The sequence below is a fragment of the Variovorax sp. EL159 genome, from assembly GCF_900100965.1.
Taxonomy (GTDB): Bacteria; Pseudomonadota; Gammaproteobacteria; order Burkholderiales; family Burkholderiaceae_C; genus Variovorax.
In genome coordinates, this window is record NZ_FMUJ01000001.1 from 221,732 (window position 1) to 240,193 (window position 18,462).

15 protein-coding genes and 1 pseudogene are annotated in these 18,462 nt (G+C 67.5%); 11 read left to right on the forward strand and 5 right to left on the reverse strand.

What is annotated here, in order from left to right; translation table 11 throughout:
• Nucleotides 1-17 precede the first annotated feature (17 nt).
• The 3 genes from BLQ28_RS01035 to BLQ28_RS01045 form a co-directional block, all read right to left on the reverse strand.
• Nucleotides 18-848, reverse strand: a complete 831-nt coding sequence (locus BLQ28_RS01035) for a BPSS1780 family membrane protein (RefSeq protein ID WP_093236709.1) — start codon at nt 846-848, stop codon at nt 18-20.
• A 10-nt stretch (nt 849-858) separates the two neighbouring features.
• Nucleotides 859-1,932 (reverse strand): homoserine kinase, encoded by a 1,074-nt coding sequence (locus tag BLQ28_RS01040; RefSeq protein ID WP_093236710.1) that lies wholly within the window; start codon nt 1,930-1,932, stop codon nt 859-861.
• 61 nt (nt 1,933-1,993) lie between these two features.
• Complete coding sequence (locus BLQ28_RS01045; RefSeq protein WP_093236711.1) at nt 1,994-2,374, reverse strand: hypothetical protein; 381 nt, start codon at nt 2,372-2,374, stop codon at nt 1,994-1,996.
• A gap of 97 nt (nt 2,375-2,471) precedes the next feature.
• On the opposite strand from BLQ28_RS01045, the gene polA reads away from it, so the two are divergent.
• The 6 genes from polA (at nt 2,472) to BLQ28_RS01075 (ending at nt 11,926) form a co-directional block, all read left to right on the forward strand.
• Complete coding sequence (polA, locus tag BLQ28_RS01050) at nt 2,472-5,285, forward strand: DNA polymerase I (RefSeq protein ID WP_093236712.1); 2,814 nt, start codon at nt 2,472-2,474, stop codon at nt 5,283-5,285.
• 110 nt (nt 5,286-5,395) lie between these two features.
• Nucleotides 5,396-6,688, forward strand: a complete 1,293-nt coding sequence (locus BLQ28_RS01055; RefSeq protein ID WP_093236713.1) for a M20/M25/M40 family metallo-hydrolase — start codon at nt 5,396-5,398, stop codon at nt 6,686-6,688.
• Between the two features lie 31 nt (nt 6,689-6,719).
• Entirely contained in the window at nt 6,720-7,622 is a 903-nt protein-coding gene (locus tag BLQ28_RS01060; protein ID WP_093236714.1) for a LysR family transcriptional regulator, read from the forward strand.
• 71 nt (nt 7,623-7,693) lie between these two features.
• Nucleotides 7,694-8,050: a DUF2946 family protein gene (locus BLQ28_RS01065; RefSeq protein ID WP_093236715.1), complete on the forward strand. Its 357-nt coding sequence runs from the start codon at nt 7,694-7,696 to the stop codon at nt 8,048-8,050.
• 117 nt (nt 8,051-8,167) lie between these two features.
• On the forward strand, nt 8,168-10,336 hold the full coding sequence (locus BLQ28_RS01070) for a TonB-dependent receptor (RefSeq protein WP_093236716.1): 2,169 nt from the start codon (nt 8,168-8,170) through the stop codon (nt 10,334-10,336).
• A gap of 15 nt (nt 10,337-10,351) precedes the next feature.
• Complete coding sequence (locus BLQ28_RS01075; RefSeq protein WP_093236717.1) at nt 10,352-11,926, forward strand: PepSY domain-containing protein; 1,575 nt, start codon at nt 10,352-10,354, stop codon at nt 11,924-11,926.
• On the opposite strand, the gene BLQ28_RS01080 is transcribed toward BLQ28_RS01075, so the two are convergent.
• Nucleotides 11,859-13,085, reverse strand: a complete 1,227-nt coding sequence (locus BLQ28_RS01080) for a D-amino acid dehydrogenase (RefSeq protein WP_093236718.1) — start codon at nt 13,083-13,085, stop codon at nt 11,859-11,861. The two genes, BLQ28_RS01075 and BLQ28_RS01080, sit on opposite strands and share 68 nt — an antisense overlap.
• 229 nt (nt 13,086-13,314) lie before the next feature.
• Between BLQ28_RS01080 and BLQ28_RS01085 the strand changes: the two genes are divergently transcribed.
• The 5 genes and pseudogenes from BLQ28_RS01085 to BLQ28_RS01105 all read left to right on the forward strand — a co-directional run bounded on the left by BLQ28_RS01085 (nt 13,315) and on the right by BLQ28_RS01105 (nt 16,724).
• Nucleotides 13,315-14,205, forward strand: a complete 891-nt coding sequence (locus tag BLQ28_RS01085) for a transporter substrate-binding domain-containing protein (protein ID WP_093236719.1) — start codon at nt 13,315-13,317, stop codon at nt 14,203-14,205.
• Between the two features lie 111 nt (nt 14,206-14,316).
• Complete coding sequence (locus tag BLQ28_RS01090) at nt 14,317-15,069, forward strand: aspartate/glutamate racemase family protein (RefSeq protein ID WP_093236720.1); 753 nt, start codon at nt 14,317-14,319, stop codon at nt 15,067-15,069.
• 34 nt (nt 15,070-15,103) lie between these two features.
• A pseudogene (locus BLQ28_RS01095) lies at nt 15,104-15,348 on the forward strand (dienelactone hydrolase family protein); the annotation flags it as partial.
• Between the two features lie 118 nt (nt 15,349-15,466).
• A complete protein-coding gene (locus BLQ28_RS01100; protein WP_176800978.1) occupies nt 15,467-16,372 on the forward strand; it encodes a ZIP family metal transporter in 906 nt (301 codons plus the stop codon).
• A gap of 136 nt (nt 16,373-16,508) precedes the next feature.
• Complete coding sequence (locus tag BLQ28_RS01105; protein WP_093236722.1) at nt 16,509-16,724, forward strand: hypothetical protein; 216 nt, start codon at nt 16,509-16,511, stop codon at nt 16,722-16,724.
• Between the two features lie 117 nt (nt 16,725-16,841).
• Here the strand turns inward: BLQ28_RS01105 and BLQ28_RS01110 are convergent, their stop codons facing one another.
• Nucleotides 16,842-18,308: an N-acyl-D-amino-acid deacylase family protein gene (locus tag BLQ28_RS01110; RefSeq protein WP_093236723.1), complete on the reverse strand. Its 1,467-nt coding sequence runs from the start codon at nt 18,306-18,308 to the stop codon at nt 16,842-16,844.
• Between the last annotated feature and the right edge of the window lie 154 nt (nt 18,309-18,462).

An 18,462-nucleotide genomic window follows, 5' to 3' on the forward strand; every position in this document is an offset into this window, starting at 1 on the left:
CGCAGCGGCCGCCGCGCTCAGTTCGGGTCGAAGGTGTCGCGGAAGGTGAACCAGGTCGAGCTCAGCGACATGGCCGCCAGCACCAGCGCCGTGCCGACGATGAGCACGTTGCCCACCGCCAGTGCCGCACCGCCCGAGCCCATTGCGCCGAAGCCGATCAGCACTGTGGCGAGCAGGCCCATGGCAAGGCCGGCCAGAAGGAACACGCCGAACCAGGCGATGCCGAACAGCGTGTAGGCGCCGAAGTTGCGGAACAGCGCGACGATGCTGAAGAAGATGCTCTTCACGGGCTCCACGCGGTGCCAGTGCACCAGCGCCGGTGCATGCCACATGGCCAGCGACAGCGGCAGGTTCAGGCACATCAGCAGCATGCGCGCCACCTGGAAGTCGCTGCTCGCGATCACTTCAGGCGTTAGCGGGTCGTCGAGCAGGTAGGCACGCGCGAGCTGGCCGCCGTCGACCAGCGTCGTCACCAGCACCGCCAGCACGAAGTAGATCGCCGAAATGACGCCCAGCACCAGCAGCGAGCGCCATTCCGAGCGCATGGCGCTGAACACCGCCACGAACATCGCCGAACCCGTGGGCCGCTGTGCGTCGCCGGCCCGGCCGACGCCTTCGGCGTTGTCGGTGTAGGCCACCGAGGTCGCGACCATCAGGCCCAGCGTCATGAACGGCACCAGGGCCGGCGCGAGCAGGCTGCCCAGCACCGGCAGGATCGACACCGTCGAGATCATCGCCATCAGCAGGAAGAACAGCGAGACGAAGGCCAGCGGCTGTCGCCAGAAGGTCTTGAGTCCGAGGCGGACCCATTCGGCGCCGGTTCGCGCCGGCACGAGGTTGAGTTTCATGGGGGGTGGGTCATGCAGCCAGCAGCGGCTCGAGGGCCGGGGCCATGGCATGCGGGTGGGTGGCGCGCTCGCGCAGCACGCGCTCGAAGTGCGACGGGTCGTGGGGCTTGAGCAGGCTCGCCTCGCGCGGCAGGTAGAAGTCCCAGAGGCGCGAGATCCAGAAGCGCAGCGCCGCGGCGCGCAGCATCGCGGGCAGCAGGGCGCGCTCGGCTGCGTTCAGCGGGCGCACCGACTCGTAGGCCGACAGCAGCGCGTCAGCGCGTTCGGCATGGTGGCGGCCGGTAGGCAGGTCGATGGCCCAGTCGTTCAGGCACACGGCCAGGTCGAACAGCCAGGTGTCGGTGCCGGCGAAGTAGAAGTCGAACACGCCGGTCAGGCGCGGCGTGGCGCCTGCGTCGTCGCCGGTCGCGAACATCACGTTGTCGCGGAACATGTCGGCGTGCACCGGGCCGCGCGGCAGGGCCGCATAGGCCGACGACTCTGCCACGTGGTTCTGGTAGGCCAGCTCGGCGCGCAGCAGGGCGGATTGCGATTCCTCGATGTAGGGCAGCACCACCGGCACGGTCTCGTTCCACCAGGCCAGGCCGCGCAGGTTCGGCTGGATGCGGGGGTAGTCGCGGCCGGCCAGGTGCATGCGCGCCAGCATCGCGCCCAGTTCGGCGCAATGGGCCGGGCCGGGAGAAAGCTCGCTGTGGCCCGACAGCTTCTGGACCAGCGCGGCAGGCTTGCCGGCGACCGTGTGAAGCAGGTCGCACGTGGTGTTGTCAATCGCAGCGGGCACCGGCGGCTGGCCTTTTTTCTGCTGCTGCTTGTCGGCAACGGGCTCGGCCGATGCGGCCACCGGCGCGGGCACTGGCAGGCCGGCGGCCGCCAGGTGCTTCATGAGGCAAAGGTAGTAGGGCAGCTGCTCGGCGCTCAGGCGCTCGAACAGCGTCAGCACGAACTCCCCGGACTCGGTGGTCGCGAAGTAGTTGGTGTTTTCGATGCCACCCTGGATGCCGCGCAGGTCGCGCAGGCGGCCCACGCCGAGGCGCTGCACGAGCGCGTCTGCCTCGCCGAACTGGACTTCGGTAAAAACTGCCATGGCGGTGCTCAGCGCCGGGCCGAGGATGCGAAAGATGGGAAGAGGCGGGCGGCTCGCACGGTCAGAACTTCATCACGTTCCAGACGCGGGGGCCGTTGGCGCCGGTCTCGGTCGAACCCTGGCGGCCCGTGCCTGCGTCGGCCGGCAGCACTTCGTAGCCCGGCATGTTGGACTTGGGCTTGACGTTGATGCTTTGCGTGCGCCCGCCGTAGCGGACTTCGTCGACCGAGGCACCGCTGTCTTCGGTGTGGAGGTTCTCGACCTTCTGGTTGCGGCGGCCGTCTGCCTGCTCCTGATTTTGTAGCGTGTCGGCCGGTGCCGGCGTTGCCGCGGGTTGGGCGGGCGCGGGCTGTGCGGACTGCGCCTGAACGGCGGCAAAGGGGGCTGCGAAAGCCAGCGCCAGCAGGATGCGGCGGGCGACCAGGAGTGTGGAGCTAGGCATGCGCCGATTGTAGGCGTGCGTCCGGTTTCGGGGTGTCGGCCTGCAGGCCGCTTCATCGTGGTTCTGCAGGCCGGTCCGGGCACGGCAAAATGGCCCGATGACCGACAAGAAAACGCTGCTGCTCGTCGATGGCTCGAGCTACCTCTACCGAGCCTTCCATGCGATGCCCGATCTGCGCGCCGTGCCCGGCGACCCGAAGAGCCCGGCGACCGGCGCCATTCGCGGAATGATCAACATGATGACCGCCCTGCGCCGCGAGGTTCGCGCCGACTACGCGGCCTGCATCTTCGATGCGCCCGGCAAGACCTTCCGCGACGACTGGTATCCCGAATACAAGGCCAACCGCTCGCCGATGCCCGACGACCTGCGCAGCCAGATCGACCCCATCCACGAAGTGGTGAAGATGCTGGGCTGGCCGGTGCTCAGCGTGCCCGACGTCGAGGCCGACGACGTCATCGGCACGCTCGCCAAGATCGCCGCCGCGCAGGGCATCGAGGTGATCGTCTCCAGCGGCGACAAGGACCTGAGCCAGCTGGTCGACGAGCACATCACCATCATCGACACGATGAACGGCAAGAAGCGCGACGTGGCCGGCGTCACGGCCGAATTCGGCGTGCCGCCCAACCTCATGGTCGACTACCAGACGCTGGTGGGCGATTCGGTCGACAACGTGCCCGGCGTCGAGAAGGTCGGCCCCAAGACCGCCGCCAAATGGCTGCTCGAATACGGCTCGCTCGATGCGCTGGTCGAACGCGCGGCCGAAGTGAAGGGCGCCGCCGGCGAGAACCTGCGCAAGGCGCTCGACAAGCTGCCGCTGAGCAAGAAGCTCGTCACCATCCGCACCGATTGCGATCTCGACGGCTACGTCGCGGGCCTGCCGTCGCTCGAGAACCTGCCGGTCGGCGCGCCGCAAACCGCCGAGCTGAAACCCTTCTACGAGAAGTTCGGCTTCAAAAGCCTCGTGAAGACGCTCGAAGCGCAGGAAGTGCCGCCCGAGCTGATCGAGGAAGGCGCCAAGAAGAAGGCCACCAAGGCCAACACCGACCAGGGTGGCCTGTTCGACGAGCCCGCCGACATGAGCGCGCTCGAAGCCGCCGCGCCCGCCAGCAACCTCAAGTACGACACCATCTTCACCTGGGCGCAGTTCGACACTTGGCTCGCCAGGCTCGAAGCCGCCGAGCTGACGGCCATCGACACGGAAACGACGTCGCTCGACGAAATGGTCGCGCAGATCGTCGGCGTGAGCTTCAGCGTCACGCCCGGCGAAGCGGCCTACATTCCGCTCACGCACAACTACCCCGACGCGCCCGAGCAGTTGCCCATCGACGAGGTGCTGGCCAAGCTCAAGCCATGGCTGGAAAACGGCACGAAGAAAAAGCTCGGCCAGCACATCAAGTACGACCGCCATGTGTTCGCCAACCACGGCATCGAGGTGCAGGGCTACGCGCACGACACCATGCTGCAGAGCTATGTGCTCGAAGTGAACAAGCCGCACGGCCTGTCGAGCCTGGCCGAGCGCCACCTGGGCCGCAGCGGCATCTCTTACGAAGACCTGTGCGGCAAGGGCGCGCACCAGATTCCGTTCAGCCAGGTCGACATCGCCAAGGCCGCCGAATACTCCTGCGAAGACAGCGACCTGACCCTCGACGTGCACAACACGCTGTGGCCGCGCCTGCAGGCCGACGAAAAGCTGGGCTTCATCTACCAGCTGGAAATGGATTCGAGCGAGGCGCTCTACCGCATCGAGCGCAACGGCGTGCTGATCGACAGCGCCACGCTCGCCGCGCAAAGCCACGAACTCGGCACGCGCATCATGGAGCTGGAGCAGGAGGCCTACGACATTGCCGGCCAGCCCTTCAACCTGGGCTCGCCCAAGCAGATCGGCGAAATCTTCTTCACCAAGCTGGGCCTGCCGGTGGTCAAGAAGACGCCGAGTGGCGCACCGAGTACCGACGAAGAAGTGCTGGAAAAACTCGCCGAAGACTACCCGCTGCCCGCCAAGATCCTGGAGCACCGTGGCCTCTCGAAGCTCAAGGGCACCTACACCGACAAGCTCGGCCAACTGGCCAACCCGCGCTCGGGCCGCGTGCACACGCACTACGCGCAGGCGGTGGCCGTCACCGGGCGCCTGAGCAGCAACGACCCGAACCTGCAGAACATTCCGATCCGCACGCCCGAAGGCCGCCGCGTGCGCGAGGCCTTCGTGGCACCGGCCGGCAGCGTGATCGCCAGCGCCGACTATTCGCAGATCGAGCTGCGCATCATGGCCCACATCAGTGGTGACGAATCGTTGCTGCGCGCCTTCCGTGAAGGCATCGACGTGCACCGCGCCACGGCCGCCGAAGTGTTCGGCACCACGCCCGACCAGGTGTCGAGCGAGCAGCGTCGCTATGCCAAGGTCATCAACTTCGGGTTGATCTACGGCATGAGCAGCTTCGGCCTGGCGAAGAACCTGGGCATCGAGAACAAGGCCGCGGCCTCGTACATCGAACGCTACTTCGCGCGCTATCCGGGCGTGAAGGCCTACATGGACGAGACCAAGGCGAGCGCCAAGGAAACGGGCTACGTCGAGACCGTGTTCGGCCGGCGCTTGTACCTGCCCGAGATCAATTCGCCCAACGGCCCGCGCCGCGGCGGCGCCGAGCGCGCGGCCATCAACGCGCCCATGCAGGGCACGGCGGCCGACCTGATCAAGCTCAGCATGGTCAAGGTACAGAACGTGCTTGATGAAGAAAAGCGCGCCACCAAAATGATCATGCAGGTGCACGACGAACTGGTGTTCGAAGTGCCCGAGGCCGAGATCGAATGGGTGCGCACCGAAATCCCGCGCCTGATGGCCGGCGTGGCGGACCTGAAGGTGCCGCTGCTCGCCGAGATCGGCGTTGGCCCGAACTGGGACAAGGCCCACTGACCCCGCACTGACCCTGCACCGCCGATTCCGCATTGATCTGCATGGACCCTGCATGGGTCCGACGCGTCGATCGAAGAGACAACGAACGAAAGAAAGAAGAACGCTCACCCATGAAATTCCAGCCCCGCCAATTCCTGCTGGCCGCCGTCTGTGCCGCCTGCCTCGGCACCGCCTTCGCCGCCCCCGATGCCCGCATCGCCTCGCTCGCAGCCAAGGAAAAGCCCGCGCTGCTCGACACGCTCAAGGAGCTGGTCTCCATCGAGTCGGGCAGCCGCGATCTGGACGGCCTCGAGAAAATCTCCGACCTCATCGCCGCGAAGTTCAAGGCGCTGGGCGGCGAGGTCGAGCTGATCGACCCGAGCGCCGATGCCTACCGCATGGAAGACACGCCCGAGAAAATCGGCCGCGTCGTGCGCGCCACCTTCAAGGGCACGGGCACCAAGAAGATCCTGCTGATCGCGCACATGGACACGGTCTACACGATCGGCATGCTCAACAAGCAGCCGTTCCGCATCGAAGGCGACAGGGCCTACGGCCTGGGCATTGCCGACGACAAGCAGGGCGTGGCGGTCATCACGCACATCGTGTCGATGTTGCAGTCGATGAAGTTCAAGGACTACGGCACGCTCACCGTGCTGATCAATGGCGACGAAGAAATCAGCTCGCCCGGCGCACGCGCGCTCATCACGCGCATGGGCAGCGAGCACGACGCCGTGCTGTCCTTCGAGGGCGCCTACGTGAAGGACGACAAGCTCTCGCTGGCCACCGCAGGCATTGCCTCGGTCACGCTGCACGTCACCGGCAAGGCCTCGCACGCGGGCTCGGCGCCCGAGCTGGGCGTGAACGCGCTGTACGAGCTGTCGCACCAGATCCTGCAGATGCGCGACCTGTCCGACCCGGCCACGGGCCTGAAGATGAACTGGACCATCTCCAAGTCGGGCAGCAACCGCAACGTGATTCCGGCCAGCGCCACTGCCGGTGCCGACGTGCGCGTGCTGAAGGTCAGCGACTACGACCGCATCGAGCAGCAGGTGAACGAGCGCGTGAAGAAGCAGCTCATTCCCGAAGCCAAGGTCGATCTGAAGTTCGAGCGCCGCCGTCCGCCGCTCGAAGCCACCGATGCATCGCGCGCACTCGCGAAGCACGCGCAGCAGATCTACAAGGACGAGCTGGGCCGTTCGCTGGGCGCCGACGACAAGGCCGCCGGCGGCGGCACCGACGCGGCCTTCGCGGCGCTCAAGACCAAGGCGCCCGTCATCGAGCGCTTCGGCCTGCAGGGCTTCGGCGCGCACTCGGCCGACGCCGAGTACGTGCTGGTCGATTCCATCGAGCCGCGCCTGTACCTGGGCGTGCGGATGATCATGGACATCGCGCACGGCAAGACCGCCAGCGGCGGCAACTGACCAACTGACCGATCGGCCTTCGGTTTCGCCTATGCGCCTGCGCCACATCGAGGTCTTCAACGCGATCATGCTCACGGGCAGCGTGAGCGCGGCGGCGCGGCTCATCAACATCACGCAGCCGGCGGTGAGCCGCACGCTGCAGCATGCCGAGCAGCAACTGGGCTTTCCGCTGTTCCAGCGCGCCAAGGGGCGGCTCACGGCAACCACCGAGGCGCTCACGCTGTACCCGCACATCGAGCGGCTGTTCGCGCAGCTCGACGAGGTGCAGCGGCTGGCCGCCAACCTGCGCACGGCGGGCGACACGGGCGAGCTGCGCATCCTCAGCGTGCTGGCGCTCAGCTACGACGTGCTGCCGCGCGCGCTCAAGGCCTTTCGCGAAAAGCACCCAGGCTACGCAATCACGGTCGAGTCGCTGCATTCGCCGCAGATCATGTCGGCGCTGCTGCTGCAGGAGGCCGACGTGGGCTTCGCGTTCAGCCCCGCGGTGCACCCTTCGCTCACGCAAGAGACGCTGGCCGACAGCCGCATGGTGTGCATCGCGCCCAAGGGCATGCTGCCGCGCACGCTGGTGCGCAACGGCTCGGTCGCGCTGCACGACCTCATCGACCGGCCGGTGATTGGGCTGGACAGCCGCGACCCCGTGGGCACCAGCCTGAGCCAGGCCTGCCGGCAGGCCGGCGTGGGTTTCCAGCAGGCGGTGGTGACGGTGCAGACCTACCACGCGGCGCTGGCCATGGCGCACCACGGGATCGGCGTGGCGCTGGTCGATGGCTGCACCGCACGTTCGGCCGACCGCGACAAGGTCGACGTGCTCACGCTGGAGCCGCACATTCCGGTGCCGATCCGCGCGCTGCGTTTTGCGGGCCGGCCCGATTCGGTGGCGGTGCGCGGCATCACGCGCTGCATGCGCGAAGCGATAGAGCAGGCCGGCTGAGCGTTGCCCGTGCGCCGCCTGAGCGCCGCCCGAGTGCCACGGACATTCGCCGCACGCGATAATCCGCGGCCATGCACTTTCCACGAACCTTCCGCCTGTTGCACCGTCTGGTGCTGGCGTGGTTCATGGCGTCGCTGCTCGTCGCGGGGGCGTCGCCCCTCGTGAATCCGCAGTCGATGGAACTGGTGTGCTCCGCCAGCGGTTCCATCAAGGTCATCGTGCAGGGCGACGATGGCCCGACCGAGATGGGCGCTACCGCGATGGACTGCCCGTTGTGCCTGGTCTCCGGACCACCGCCCGCCGCCGCGCAGGTGACGCTGCCCACGCCGCTGCCGCTGGGCCGCGCGCTGCAATCGATTCCGGCTGCCCGCATCGCGGCGGCCACGGCCTCGCCGCTGCCGGCGCGCGGGCCACCCTCGCTCTCCTGAACCCCGTTCTTCTTCCATCGCACGCGGCCTGACACGGCTGCGCGGTGGGTTTCCGGTCGTTCCGCGGCTGGCGCCGCCTTTTGCTTTTGCCGCACGCGCCGCCGCATGAGAGATGCCATGTCCCGTATTCCTTCCTCCCCCACGCTGGGGCTCCTGGCCTTGCTCGGCGCCGCTTGCGCGCCTGCCCATGCCGAACAGGCAACTGCACACTCGCTGCCGCAGATCGAGGTGGCCGACGACGCGCCCAGCGCCAACGGCCGCCTCGACCTCGACACGCCCTCGGACACCGCCAGCCGCCTGGGCCTCACGCCGCGCGAGACGCCGGCATCGGTCACGGTGGTGAACCGCTCAGTGATCGACGCGCGCGGCGCGCAGAACACGCAAGAAGTCCTGCGCGCCATTCCGGGCGTGACCGCGCACGATGCGCCGGGCAACATCGGCGTGAGTTACCGGGGCTTCGGCAGTGGCTCGATCAGCCAGCTCTTCAATGGCATCAACGTGCAATACGCGATCGCGGCGCGGCCGGTGGACAGCTGGATCTACGACCGCGTCGAGGCCATCGGCGGGCCGTCGAGTTTTCTGTTCGGCTCGGGGGCGCTGGGCGGGTCGATCAACTACATCACCAAGACGGCCGAGCGCGGCGACTTCGCGGAGGCGCAACTGCGGCTGGGCACGCAGAACCTCAAGGAAGCCTCGTTCGGGCTGAACCGCCGCATCGCGGGCGATGGCGGCGCGGGCAGCCACTACGCGCGCATTGACGTGAACCATCGCGATGCCAATGGCTGGACCGACGGGACGAAGTCGAAGTCCACGCAGCTGGCGGCGTCGCTGCTCTCCGACTTTGGGGGCGGGCTGAAGCACACGCTGGCCTACGAGTACCAGGACGAGAACGTCGACCGGCCCTACTGGGGCACGCCGGTGCTCAACCCGGTGGCCGGCACCATGCGCATCGACCGCGGCATCCGCTTCAAGAACTACAACAGCAGCGACGGCCTCTACGCGCAGCGCGTGCAGTGGCTGCGCTCGGTCACGGAATGGCAGGCGAGCGATGCTTTGCAGTTCAAGAACACCTTCTATGCCTACGACGCGCTGCGCGACTACCGCAACGTCGAGAGCTATCGCTACAACCCGGCCAACACGGCGGTCATCCGCTCCAGTGCCCTGCTGCAACGGCACGACCAGGATGTGTGGGGCAACCGCGTCGAGGGCATCTACAAGGGGCAGCTTGCGGGCCTGAAGAGCGACTGGTCTTTCGGCCTCGACTACAGCGTGAACCGGCAGACGCGCTTTCCCAACAGCCTTTCCGGCACGGTGAGCACCGTCAACCCTTATGTGTTCGCCACGGAGCAGTTCTTCGCGGTGCCGGGCATGACGCCGGGCTTTCGGCCCGACAGGAACAACAAGGTCACGACCACCGCGCTCTATCTTGAAAACCGCACGGCGCTGATGCCGTCGCTGCACCTCGTGTCGGCGCTGCGCCACGAGCGCATCGACCTGGACCTTGTGAATCGGCGCACGGTGGACGCTTCGAACCCCGCCACCTTCCATCGCGGCTACAAGCCGACGACGGGCCGCATCGGCCTGGTGTGGGACTTCGCGCCCGGTGCCAACCTGTATGCGCAGTACGCGACGGCGGCCGATCCGCCTTCGGGCGTGCTGTCGACCGCATCGTTCGCCGACGTGCGCAACAACAGCGAGCTGACCACGGGCCGGCAGGTGGAGGTCGGCAGCAAGCTGGACTTCTGGCAGGGCAAGGGCACGGCCACGCTCGCGGCCTACAGCATCCGCCGCAAGAACATCGCCACGCAAGACCCGAACAACAGCGCGCTCACGGTGCTGGTGGGCGAGCAGTCGTCGAAGGGCGTGGAGCTGGCGCTCGGGCTGCAGCCCACGCCACAGTGGTCGCTGCAGGGCAATCTCACGTACGTGGATGCGCGCTACGAGCGCTTCATGCAGGGCGGCGTGTCGCTCGCGGGTCGCACGCCGACCAACACGCCGGCCGTGGTGGCCAACCTGTGGACGTCGTACGCCTTCACGCCGAGCCTGCAGGCCACCGTGGGCGTGAGGCATGTCGGCAAGGTGTATGCCGATGCGGCCAACACGATCAACTGGCCGGGCTACACCTTGCTCGACCTCGGGCTGAGCTGGAAGGTGAACCGCTCCGTCACCGTGGTGGGCCGCATCCGCAACGCCACCAACCGCGTCTACGCGGCGAACGTCGGCAGCACCTTCGCCTACCTCGGCGCGCCGCGCACGGCCGATGTGTCGCTGCGCGTGACCTTCTAGCCCGGGAGATTTGCCGTGCATGCCAAACGTTGGTTGTTCCTGGTCCATCGCTGGCTGGGCGTGATCGTCTGCGCCTTCTTCGCGATGTGGTTCGTCTCGGGCGTGGTGATGATGTACGTGGGCTACCCCAAGCTCACCGAGGCCGAGCGGCTGCAGCACCTGCCGCGGCTCGACGCTTCGGCGCCGCTGCTGGGGCCGGGGCAGGCGCTCGATGCGGCCGGCATCGCAGGGCCGCTGCAGGCGCTGCGGCTGGCCATGGCCAGCGGTGGGCGCGTGGTGTACCTTGCGACGCCGGTGCGCGAGCCGGCACCGGGACAGCGGCGCGCTCCACCGGGCAGCGGCACGATCGTCATCGATGCCACGACCGGCACCGTGTTGCGTGAAGTCGATCAGGCCCGCGTGCTTGCCAGTGCACGGGCCTATGCCGGCGAGGGCGTTCCGCTCGACTACCGGGGCACCATCGACGAAGACGCGTTCACCCATTCACGCGGGCTCGATGCGCACCGCCCGCTGCATGTGGTCGAACTGGCCGATGCCGGCGCCACGCGGCTCTACGTGTCGGGCAAGACCGGCGAGGTGGTGCGCGATGCGCCGCGCGCCGAGCGGCTCTGGAACTATGCCGGGGCCTGGATCCACTGGCTGTACCCGCTGCGCGGCGGCGGCCTCGACCGCTACTGGGCCGATATCGTCAACTGGCTCTCGATCATCGGCATCGCCGTCACGCTGACCGGCACCGTGGTCGGCGTGATGCGCTGGCGCTTCGGCCGCACCTACAAGAGCGGCTCACATTCGCCGTATCAGGGTTTCATGATGCGCTGGCATCACATCACCGGCCTGCTGTTCGCGTTGATCACACTGACGTGGATCTTCAGCGGGTTGATGTCGATGAACCCATGGCGCGTGTTCGACAGCGGTGCGCCGGCATTGCGCATCGAGGCGATGAATGGCGGTGCGCTCACAGTCTCCGCGCAGGATGCGTCGCCGGCGACCTTGCTGGCCTCGACCAGCGGCGACGTGCGTGAATTGCGCTGGGTGCGCGCAGCGGGCCAGACGCTGGTGCTCGCCAGCACCGCCAACGGCCGGCCGCAAGTGCGCGATGCCATCAGCGCGCAGCCATACCAGTTCGACCCCGACGCATTGAGAACAGCTGTCGCGCGTCTGCTGCCCGACGCGGTGCAGCGTATCGACATACTGACCGCCTACGACAGCCACTACTACACGCGCGAGCCGCACACCATGACCGGCGGTACCGACAAGCCCTTGCCCATCTGGCGCGTGGTGTTCGGCGATGCCCACGCGACCTGGGTGCACGTCGATCCGCAGACCGGCGCCGTGCTCGGCCACACCGACAGCGCGCGCCGCCTGAGCCGCTGGCTGTTCGCGATGCTGCACAGCTGGGACTGGCTGCCGCTGCTCGACCATCGCCCGCTGTGGGACGTGCTGCTCGTCGTGACGAGCCTCGGCGGTGCGGCGCTGAGCCTGACCGGCGTGGTGATCGGCTGGCGGCGCGTGGGCCGCAAGCTCAGGACGTCGATGCGGAAGGCGCCAGTGCCAGAGCGATCTGCCGCGCCGAACCGAAAGCCAGCGTGAAACCGAGCGCACCGTGCCCGGTGTTGAACAGCATGTTCGAAGGCGCGCCCGGCAGCCGCCCGATGATCGGCAGGCCCTTCGGCGTGGCCGGCCGCATGCCGGTCCACGGGTGCAGTTCTTCCAGCCGGCTCGCATGCGGGAAGAGGGCGCGCGTGGCGGCCGCCAGCGTTTCGATGCGCGTGGCCGGAATGCTCGCGTCGTGCCCCACGAGTTCGGCCATGCCCGCCACCCGCAGCCGCGAGCCGATGCGCGCGAACACCACCTTGCGCGCGCTGTCCGTCACGTTCACGCGCGGCGCGGCGTCGGGCGTGGGGTCGACCTCGACCGTGATGCTGTAGCCCTTGAGCGGGTACACCGGCAGGTAGGCGCCGAGCGTGCGCCCCAGCTTGTGCGAGGCCGAGCCCAGCGCCATCACGAAGGCATCGGCCTGCACGTCGCCGTCGCTGGTCTGCACGGCGGCGATGCGGCCTTCGCTGCGCGCAAAGCCGTGCACGTCGGTGCCGAGCATGAAGCGCACGCCACGCGCGCTCAGTGCGCGCATCAGCTCGGCGCACACCTTCAGGCAATCGGCCGCGCATTCGCTCGGCGTGTGGACCGCGCCCGCCATCTGGCCGCGGTAGCCGGCCAGTGCGGGCTCGATGGCGATGCATTCGTCGGGCGTGACGATGCGCTGCTCGCTGCCCATGGTGCGCTGCAATTCGACCTGGGCGCGTGCGCCTTCGAGCGACGCGGCGCTTGAATACAGCACCAGCTTGCCCGTGGCCGAGAAATCGCAGTCGGGTGCGATGTCGGCCTGCATCGCCTCGAACTCGGTGCGGCTCGATGCCGCCAGCGCCAGCAGCCGCGCCGTGGTGTCGCGCGAGGTCTGTGCGTTGCAGGCGCCCAGAAAAGCCAGCCCCCAGCGCCACTGCAGCGGGTCGAGCTGCGGCCGCAGCTTGAGCGGGGAGGTGGGCGACAGCAGCAGCTTGGGCAACTGCTTCCAGATCGACGGATCGGCCAGCGGCTGCACGTACGAATAGCTCAGCTGCGCACCGTTGCCGCCGCTGGCACCCGCGCCGGGCGTTGCGCGGTCGATCACGGTGACCTGGTGGCCCTGGCGTTCGAGCTGCCAGGCGGTGGCCAGGCCCACGATGCCGGCGCCGAGCACACACACATGCATGGGGCAACTTTCCGGGAGTAGATAAGAGGTAACCCTGACTTTAGGGGCGCCTCGCACCGGCCGGAAATGCCAAAAGCGCCGTGGCCCATAGCCAAAGCGCATGCCCTGCGGTGCCGAAGGGGTTCACCCATAACCTTTGGGTATGGCCCAGGCTTCAATTGGAATTGTCGCAATGAGTCACTCCTTCCTACACTGGCCGCCTGTTCAATCCAACCGAATGAAGGCTCGAATGAAACTCTCCGTCTTGATGGCATCCATGGCTGCCGCGGTGCTCTTCACCGCCACCGGGGCGCAGGCCGCCGACACGCTGGCCAAGATCGCCGAGTCCGGCAAGATCACGCTCGCCTACCGGGAGTCGTCGGTGCCCTTCAGTTACCTCGACGGCCCCAACAAGCCGGTCGGGTTTTCGGTGGAACTGTCGAACGCCGTGGTCGAGGCGGTGAAGAAGAAGCTGAACAAGCCGAACCTGCAGGTCGCGCTGATGCCGGTCACCTCGCAGAACCGCATTCCACTCATCACCAACGGCACGGTCGACCTGGAGTGCGGCTCCACCACCAACAACACCGCGCGCGGCAAGGACGTGGCCTTTGCCGTCAATCACTTCTACACGGGCACGCGCCTGCTGGTGAAGAAGTCTTCGCACATCAAGGACTACGCCGACCTGGCCAAGAAGACCGTGGCCAGCACCACCGGCACCACCAACGCGCTGGTCATGCGCAAGTACAACGCTGAGAAAAACCTCGACATGAACATCGTGCTCGGCAAGGACCACGCCGACGCATTCCTGCTGGTCGAGAGCGATCGTGCCGTGGCTTTCGCGATGGACGACATCCTGCTGTTCGGCCTGATCGCCAACGCCAAGACGCCGGCCGACTACGAAGTGGTGGGCGAGTCGCTGCAGGTCGAGCCCTATGCCTGCATGCTGCCCAAGGACGACCCGGCCTTCAAGAAGCTGGTGGACGACACCTTCATCGGCATGATGAAGAGCGGCGAGTTCGAGAAGCTCTACACCAAGTGGTTCATGCAGCCGATCCCGCCGAAGGGCGTGCCGCTGAACCTGCCGATGAGCCCGCAACTGAAGGACAACCTGAAAGCCTTCAGCGACAAGCCCGCGACTTGAGCTCGCCCCCAGGCTGCGCGCACTTCGTGTCGCTTCGCCAACCCCCTACCGGGGGCAATACCAGCGGCCCGGCAAAGCCGGTTCCGCGGTATTCCTGAAACAGAGAAAACCATGGCTTCGACGAACGTAGTTGGTATCTTGGGGGGCATGGGCCCCGCGGCGGGCGCCGACTTCGTCCGGCTCTTCGTGCAGGCCTGCGCGCAGCAGATGCGCGCACGCGGCGAGCCGGTGCGCGACCAGTCTTTTCCCGAGCATTGGCTTGCGCAAGTGCCGGTGCCCGATCGCACCGACGCGCTGGCCTCGGCCGAGAACGGCGCGCACCAGCCGCTGGAGCCGATGCTGCAGGCGCTCGGCCGGCTGGCCGCGCTCGGAAGCCGGGCCGTGGCCATTGCCTGCAACACCGCGCATGCCTGGCACGGCAGCCTGCAGGAGCGTTTTCCGCAGGTCGAGCTACTGCACATGGCGCGCGAGACCGCGCGGCAACTGGCCGTACAGGGCGCAACGGGCGTGGCGCTGATGGCCACCGAAGGCACGTACCGCGTGCGGCTCTACGAGCAGGCGCTGGCCGAGGCCGGGCTGGGCTGCCACGTGCCGCTGGCCGACGAGCGCCAGACCATCATGCGCGGCATCTTCGATGGCGTGAAGGCCGGCAACATGCCGCTGGCCGAGCGGTGCTTTTCCGAGGTGGCGCTGCGGCTGGCCGAACGGCACGGCCCCGTGACCATCATCATGGGCTGCACCGAGGTGCCGCTGGGCTTGCAGGGCTCGGCCGCCGTGGCCGGGCTGGACCTGATCGACCCGGCGCAGGTGCTCGCCGACGCCCTGGCGCGTCGGGCCTACGGCATGCCGCGCCAACCCCACTGAATTTCCGGTCATCGAGGGGGCAGGGCGGTTTCGCCTGCATGCGCCGGTGCTCGGCCGCTACGGCGAAAAAAAGACCAGGGCATCCCCCTTGACACGGTTGATAAGATGAAAGCAGCTCTGGCCACTGGAACTCCGGCGGCCAAGGCATCGAGCTTCGTCGTGTACCCCGAAGCAGGCCACGCATTCCATGCCGACGACCGCCCCAGCTACGCCAAGAGCGCGGCGGACGACGGATGGCGGCGCGCCACGGCCTGGTTCAAAGCCAATGGCGTCGCCTGAAGACGGCGCCCCGTAGCCACTCCCCGCCGAAGGCCGTCCGATGACGGCCTTTTCTCTTTTTATGATCGGACCCGGCCCTGAAACTGTTTCAATGGCCGTCTCTCTTGCGCAAGCAGCTATGAATTTGATAGTCATCATCTTGGCAACCCTGGTTGCCGGTATCGGAAGCGTCTGGCTGGCGGCCCTGTTGTTGCGCGTGGGCGTGCGCAACGATTCCGGCGGCGTGAACCCCCAGCACCTGTTGAGCCTGGCGGCCGGCGCGCTGCTCGCCACCGCCTTCATGCACCTGTTGCCCGAGGCCTTCGAAAGCCGCATCGAGCCTGCGCTGCTGTTCGGCGTGCTGCTGTTCGGGCTGGTCTTCTTCTTCCTGCTCGACAAGGCCGAGCTGTGGCACCACGGGCACGAGCATCACCATGGCGGCGAGGCGAGCGGGCACGAAGGGCACGATCACGCGCACGGCCATGACCATGGGTATGCGCATGGCCACGCCCACAACCACGCGGAACCCCGCGCGGGCGGCTGGGCCGTGCTCACCGGCGACAGCGTGCATTGCTTCGGCGACGGCATCCTGATCGCCTCGGCCTTCGTCGCCGACATCCGCCTGGGCCTCGTGGCCGCCATCGCCGTGCTGGCGCACGAGGTGCCGCACCACATCGGCGATCTCGTCGTGCTGCGCCAGAGTTCGGCCAACCAGCGCGCGGCGCTGGTGAAGGTCTCGCTCGCGGGCACCATGACCATGCTCGGCGGCATCGCGGGCTGGTGGCTGGTCGACCAGCTGCATGGCTGGCTGCCTTACTTCCTGGTGCTGGCCGGCAGCAGCTTCGTCTATGTGGCGCTGGCCGACCTGATCCCGCAGCTGCAAAAGCGCCTGCCCGCACGGCAGACCGCCGCGCAGATCCTCTGGCTGGTCGCCGGCATCGTGCTGGTCACGCTGGTGAGCCGGCTGGCGCATGGCGAGCACGGGCACGACCATGGCCATGACGACCCCGGCCACGGGGAGCACGGCCACGTGCACAAGGACTGACGGCACGGCCGGCAGCGCGATCGGCTTCGTCGGCACAGGAAACTTTCCGACACTGACGCTGCCAGTGGGATGAGCCGGAACGGCCGAAACAGGCGCACCATAGGGGGCCGTTCAGCATTCAGCCGAGGAGCCGATCATGAATCACGTCGACGCCACCGCGCGTTCCGCTTCGCCATCCGAAGACGATGACGACGACAACACGCCTGCCGACGATTTCGAAGAACCCGAGAACGAAGACTCCGACGACCTGTCGGATGAAACGGGCATCGATCTCACCGATGCGAGCGAACTCGATGCCGACAACGTGCCGGCCGACGAAGAGTTCGACCGCGTCATGAACGCGCCGGACTGATCCGATCCCTCCCCAGGCTCCGCCCATCCTTCCCTTTGCAAGAAGAGGTGCAAGAGGCGATGCCAGCGGCCCGGCAAGCCCGGTCCGCCCGGCCCGCCGAATGATCCCCGCGCGCGTTCAGTGCGCCTGCTGCGATTCGCGCCGCGTGATCACCTGCCCATTGCGCGCCCCGCTGTGCACGCCGTGCTGCCAGGTCACTTCACCGTTCACGATCACCGCGTCGATGCCTTCGGCCGGCTGTGTCGGCGTTTCGTAGTTCGCGGTGTCGCGCACCGTGGCCGCGTTGAAGATCACCACGTCGGCGTGGTAGCCGGGCTTGAGCGCGCCGCGCTCGTGCAGGCCGAAGTTGCGTGCCGTGAGCCCCGTCATCTTCCACACCGCCGTCTCCAGCGGGAACAGGCCGACGTCGCGGCTGTAGTGGCCCAGCACGCGCGGGAAGGTGCCCCACAGCCGCGGATGCGGCTTGTCGCCCAGCGGAATGCCGTCGGAGCCGATCATGGTTTCGTCGAAGGCCAGGATGCGCTGCACGTCGTCCTCGTCCATCATGAAATAGATCGCGCTGCCCGGCTGCAGCCGCTGCGCTGCCACTTCGCCCGACACGCCCCATTCGGCCGCGATGTCCTTCAGGTCGCGCCCGGCGCACTCGGGGTGCGGCACGCTCGACGCGATCAGCACGCGGCCTTCCATCATTCCGCGGTCGGTGCGGATCATGGTCGAGCCGGCGGTGTAGGGGTAGCAGTCGAGTCCGATGCACTGGTGCTGCATCGCCTCCTTGATGAAGGGCAGCGTGACCTTGGTCTTGCCGAAGTTGTGCGTGTTCTGCACCTTGTGGTGGGACACCACCACCGGAATGTCGAGCGCGCGGCCGATCTGGAAGGTTTCTTCGAGCGACTCCATCACGCGATCGCTCTCGTCGCGCATGTGCGTCACGTAGAGCGCCTTGCGCGAAGTGAGCGGGCGGCCGACCTCGATGATTTCCTCAGTCGTGGCCTTCACGGCCGGCGGGTAGAAGGTGCCGGTCGAAAGGCCGATCGCGCCGGCCTGCATGGCTTCTTCGACCAGCGCCTGCATGGCCGCGATCTCGGTGTCGTTGGCGGGCCGGTCGAGGTCGGACATGACCACGGCGCGCAAGGTCGAATGGCCCACCATCGCGGCCACGTTCACCGATGAAGGCGTGGCGCGCAGCGCATCGAGGTACGCCGCGAAGGTCGTGAAGCGGCCTTCGGCCGGCGATTCGAGCAGGCTCAGCGGCATCGGCAGATCCATGTCGACGCGCAATGGCGCAGCGCTGATGCCGCAGTTGCCCGCCACCACCGTGGTCACGCCCTGCGACACCTTGAAGGGCATCTGCGCCTGCGACAGCACGGCCTGGTCGTCGTGCGTGTGCGAATCGATGAAGCCGGGCGCGACGATGCGGCCGGTGGCGTCGAGCGTCTTCTCGGCGGTGTGGCCGGCGAGCTGGCCGATGGCGGCGATGCGGCCGTTCACGATGCCGACGTCGGCATGGAAGCGCGGGGCCTTGGTGCCGTCGATCACGGTGCCACCGCGGATCAGCAGGTCGTAGTGGGTGACTGGGGTGTTCATCTCGATCCTTTCCTTGTTTGGGGATTTTTGGCGCTGTTGTTCAAGGCGGGGTCATTCGGGGTGCGTGCGAATGACACCGGGTGGTCCCCTCCGCGAATGTCCCCCGGCCTGCGGCCTCCTCCTTTATTTCGCTGCGGGGACCACCCGGTGCCAT

Bases quoted from the DNA above. Each gene is read 5' to 3' on its own strand.
- BLQ28_RS01060 (WP_093236714.1), top strand. From the start codon at position 6,720: ATGCGCCTGCGCCACATCGAGGTCTTCAACGCGATCATGCTCACGGGC.
- BLQ28_RS01085 (WP_093236719.1), top strand. From the start codon at position 13,315: ATGAAACTCTCCGTCTTGATGGCATCCATGGCTGCCGCGGTGCTCTTC.
- BLQ28_RS01080 (WP_093236718.1), bottom strand. From the start codon at position 13,085: ATGCATGTGTGTGTGCTCGGCGCCGGCATCGTGGGCCTGGCCACCGCC.
- BLQ28_RS01045 (WP_093236711.1), bottom strand. From the start codon at position 2,374: ATGCCTAGCTCCACACTCCTGGTCGCCCGCCGCATCCTGCTGGCGCTG.
- polA (WP_093236712.1), top strand. From the start codon at position 2,472: ATGACCGACAAGAAAACGCTGCTGCTCGTCGATGGCTCGAGCTACCTC.
- BLQ28_RS01100 (WP_176800978.1), top strand. From the start codon at position 15,467: ATGAATTTGATAGTCATCATCTTGGCAACCCTGGTTGCCGGTATCGGA.
- BLQ28_RS01105 (WP_093236722.1), top strand. From the start codon at position 16,509: ATGAATCACGTCGACGCCACCGCGCGTTCCGCTTCGCCATCCGAAGAC.
- BLQ28_RS01040 (WP_093236710.1), bottom strand. From the start codon at position 1,932: ATGGCAGTTTTTACCGAAGTCCAGTTCGGCGAGGCAGACGCGCTCGTG.
- BLQ28_RS01055 (WP_093236713.1), top strand. From the start codon at position 5,396: ATGAAATTCCAGCCCCGCCAATTCCTGCTGGCCGCCGTCTGTGCCGCC.
- BLQ28_RS01065 (WP_093236715.1), top strand. From the start codon at position 7,694: ATGCACTTTCCACGAACCTTCCGCCTGTTGCACCGTCTGGTGCTGGCG.
- BLQ28_RS01035 (WP_093236709.1), bottom strand. From the start codon at position 848: ATGAAACTCAACCTCGTGCCGGCGCGAACCGGCGCCGAATGGGTCCGC.
- BLQ28_RS01110 (WP_093236723.1), bottom strand. From the start codon at position 18,308: ATGAACACCCCAGTCACCCACTACGACCTGCTGATCCGCGGTGGCACC.
- BLQ28_RS01070 (WP_093236716.1), top strand. From the start codon at position 8,168: ATGTCCCGTATTCCTTCCTCCCCCACGCTGGGGCTCCTGGCCTTGCTC.
- BLQ28_RS01090 (WP_093236720.1), top strand. From the start codon at position 14,317: ATGGCTTCGACGAACGTAGTTGGTATCTTGGGGGGCATGGGCCCCGCG.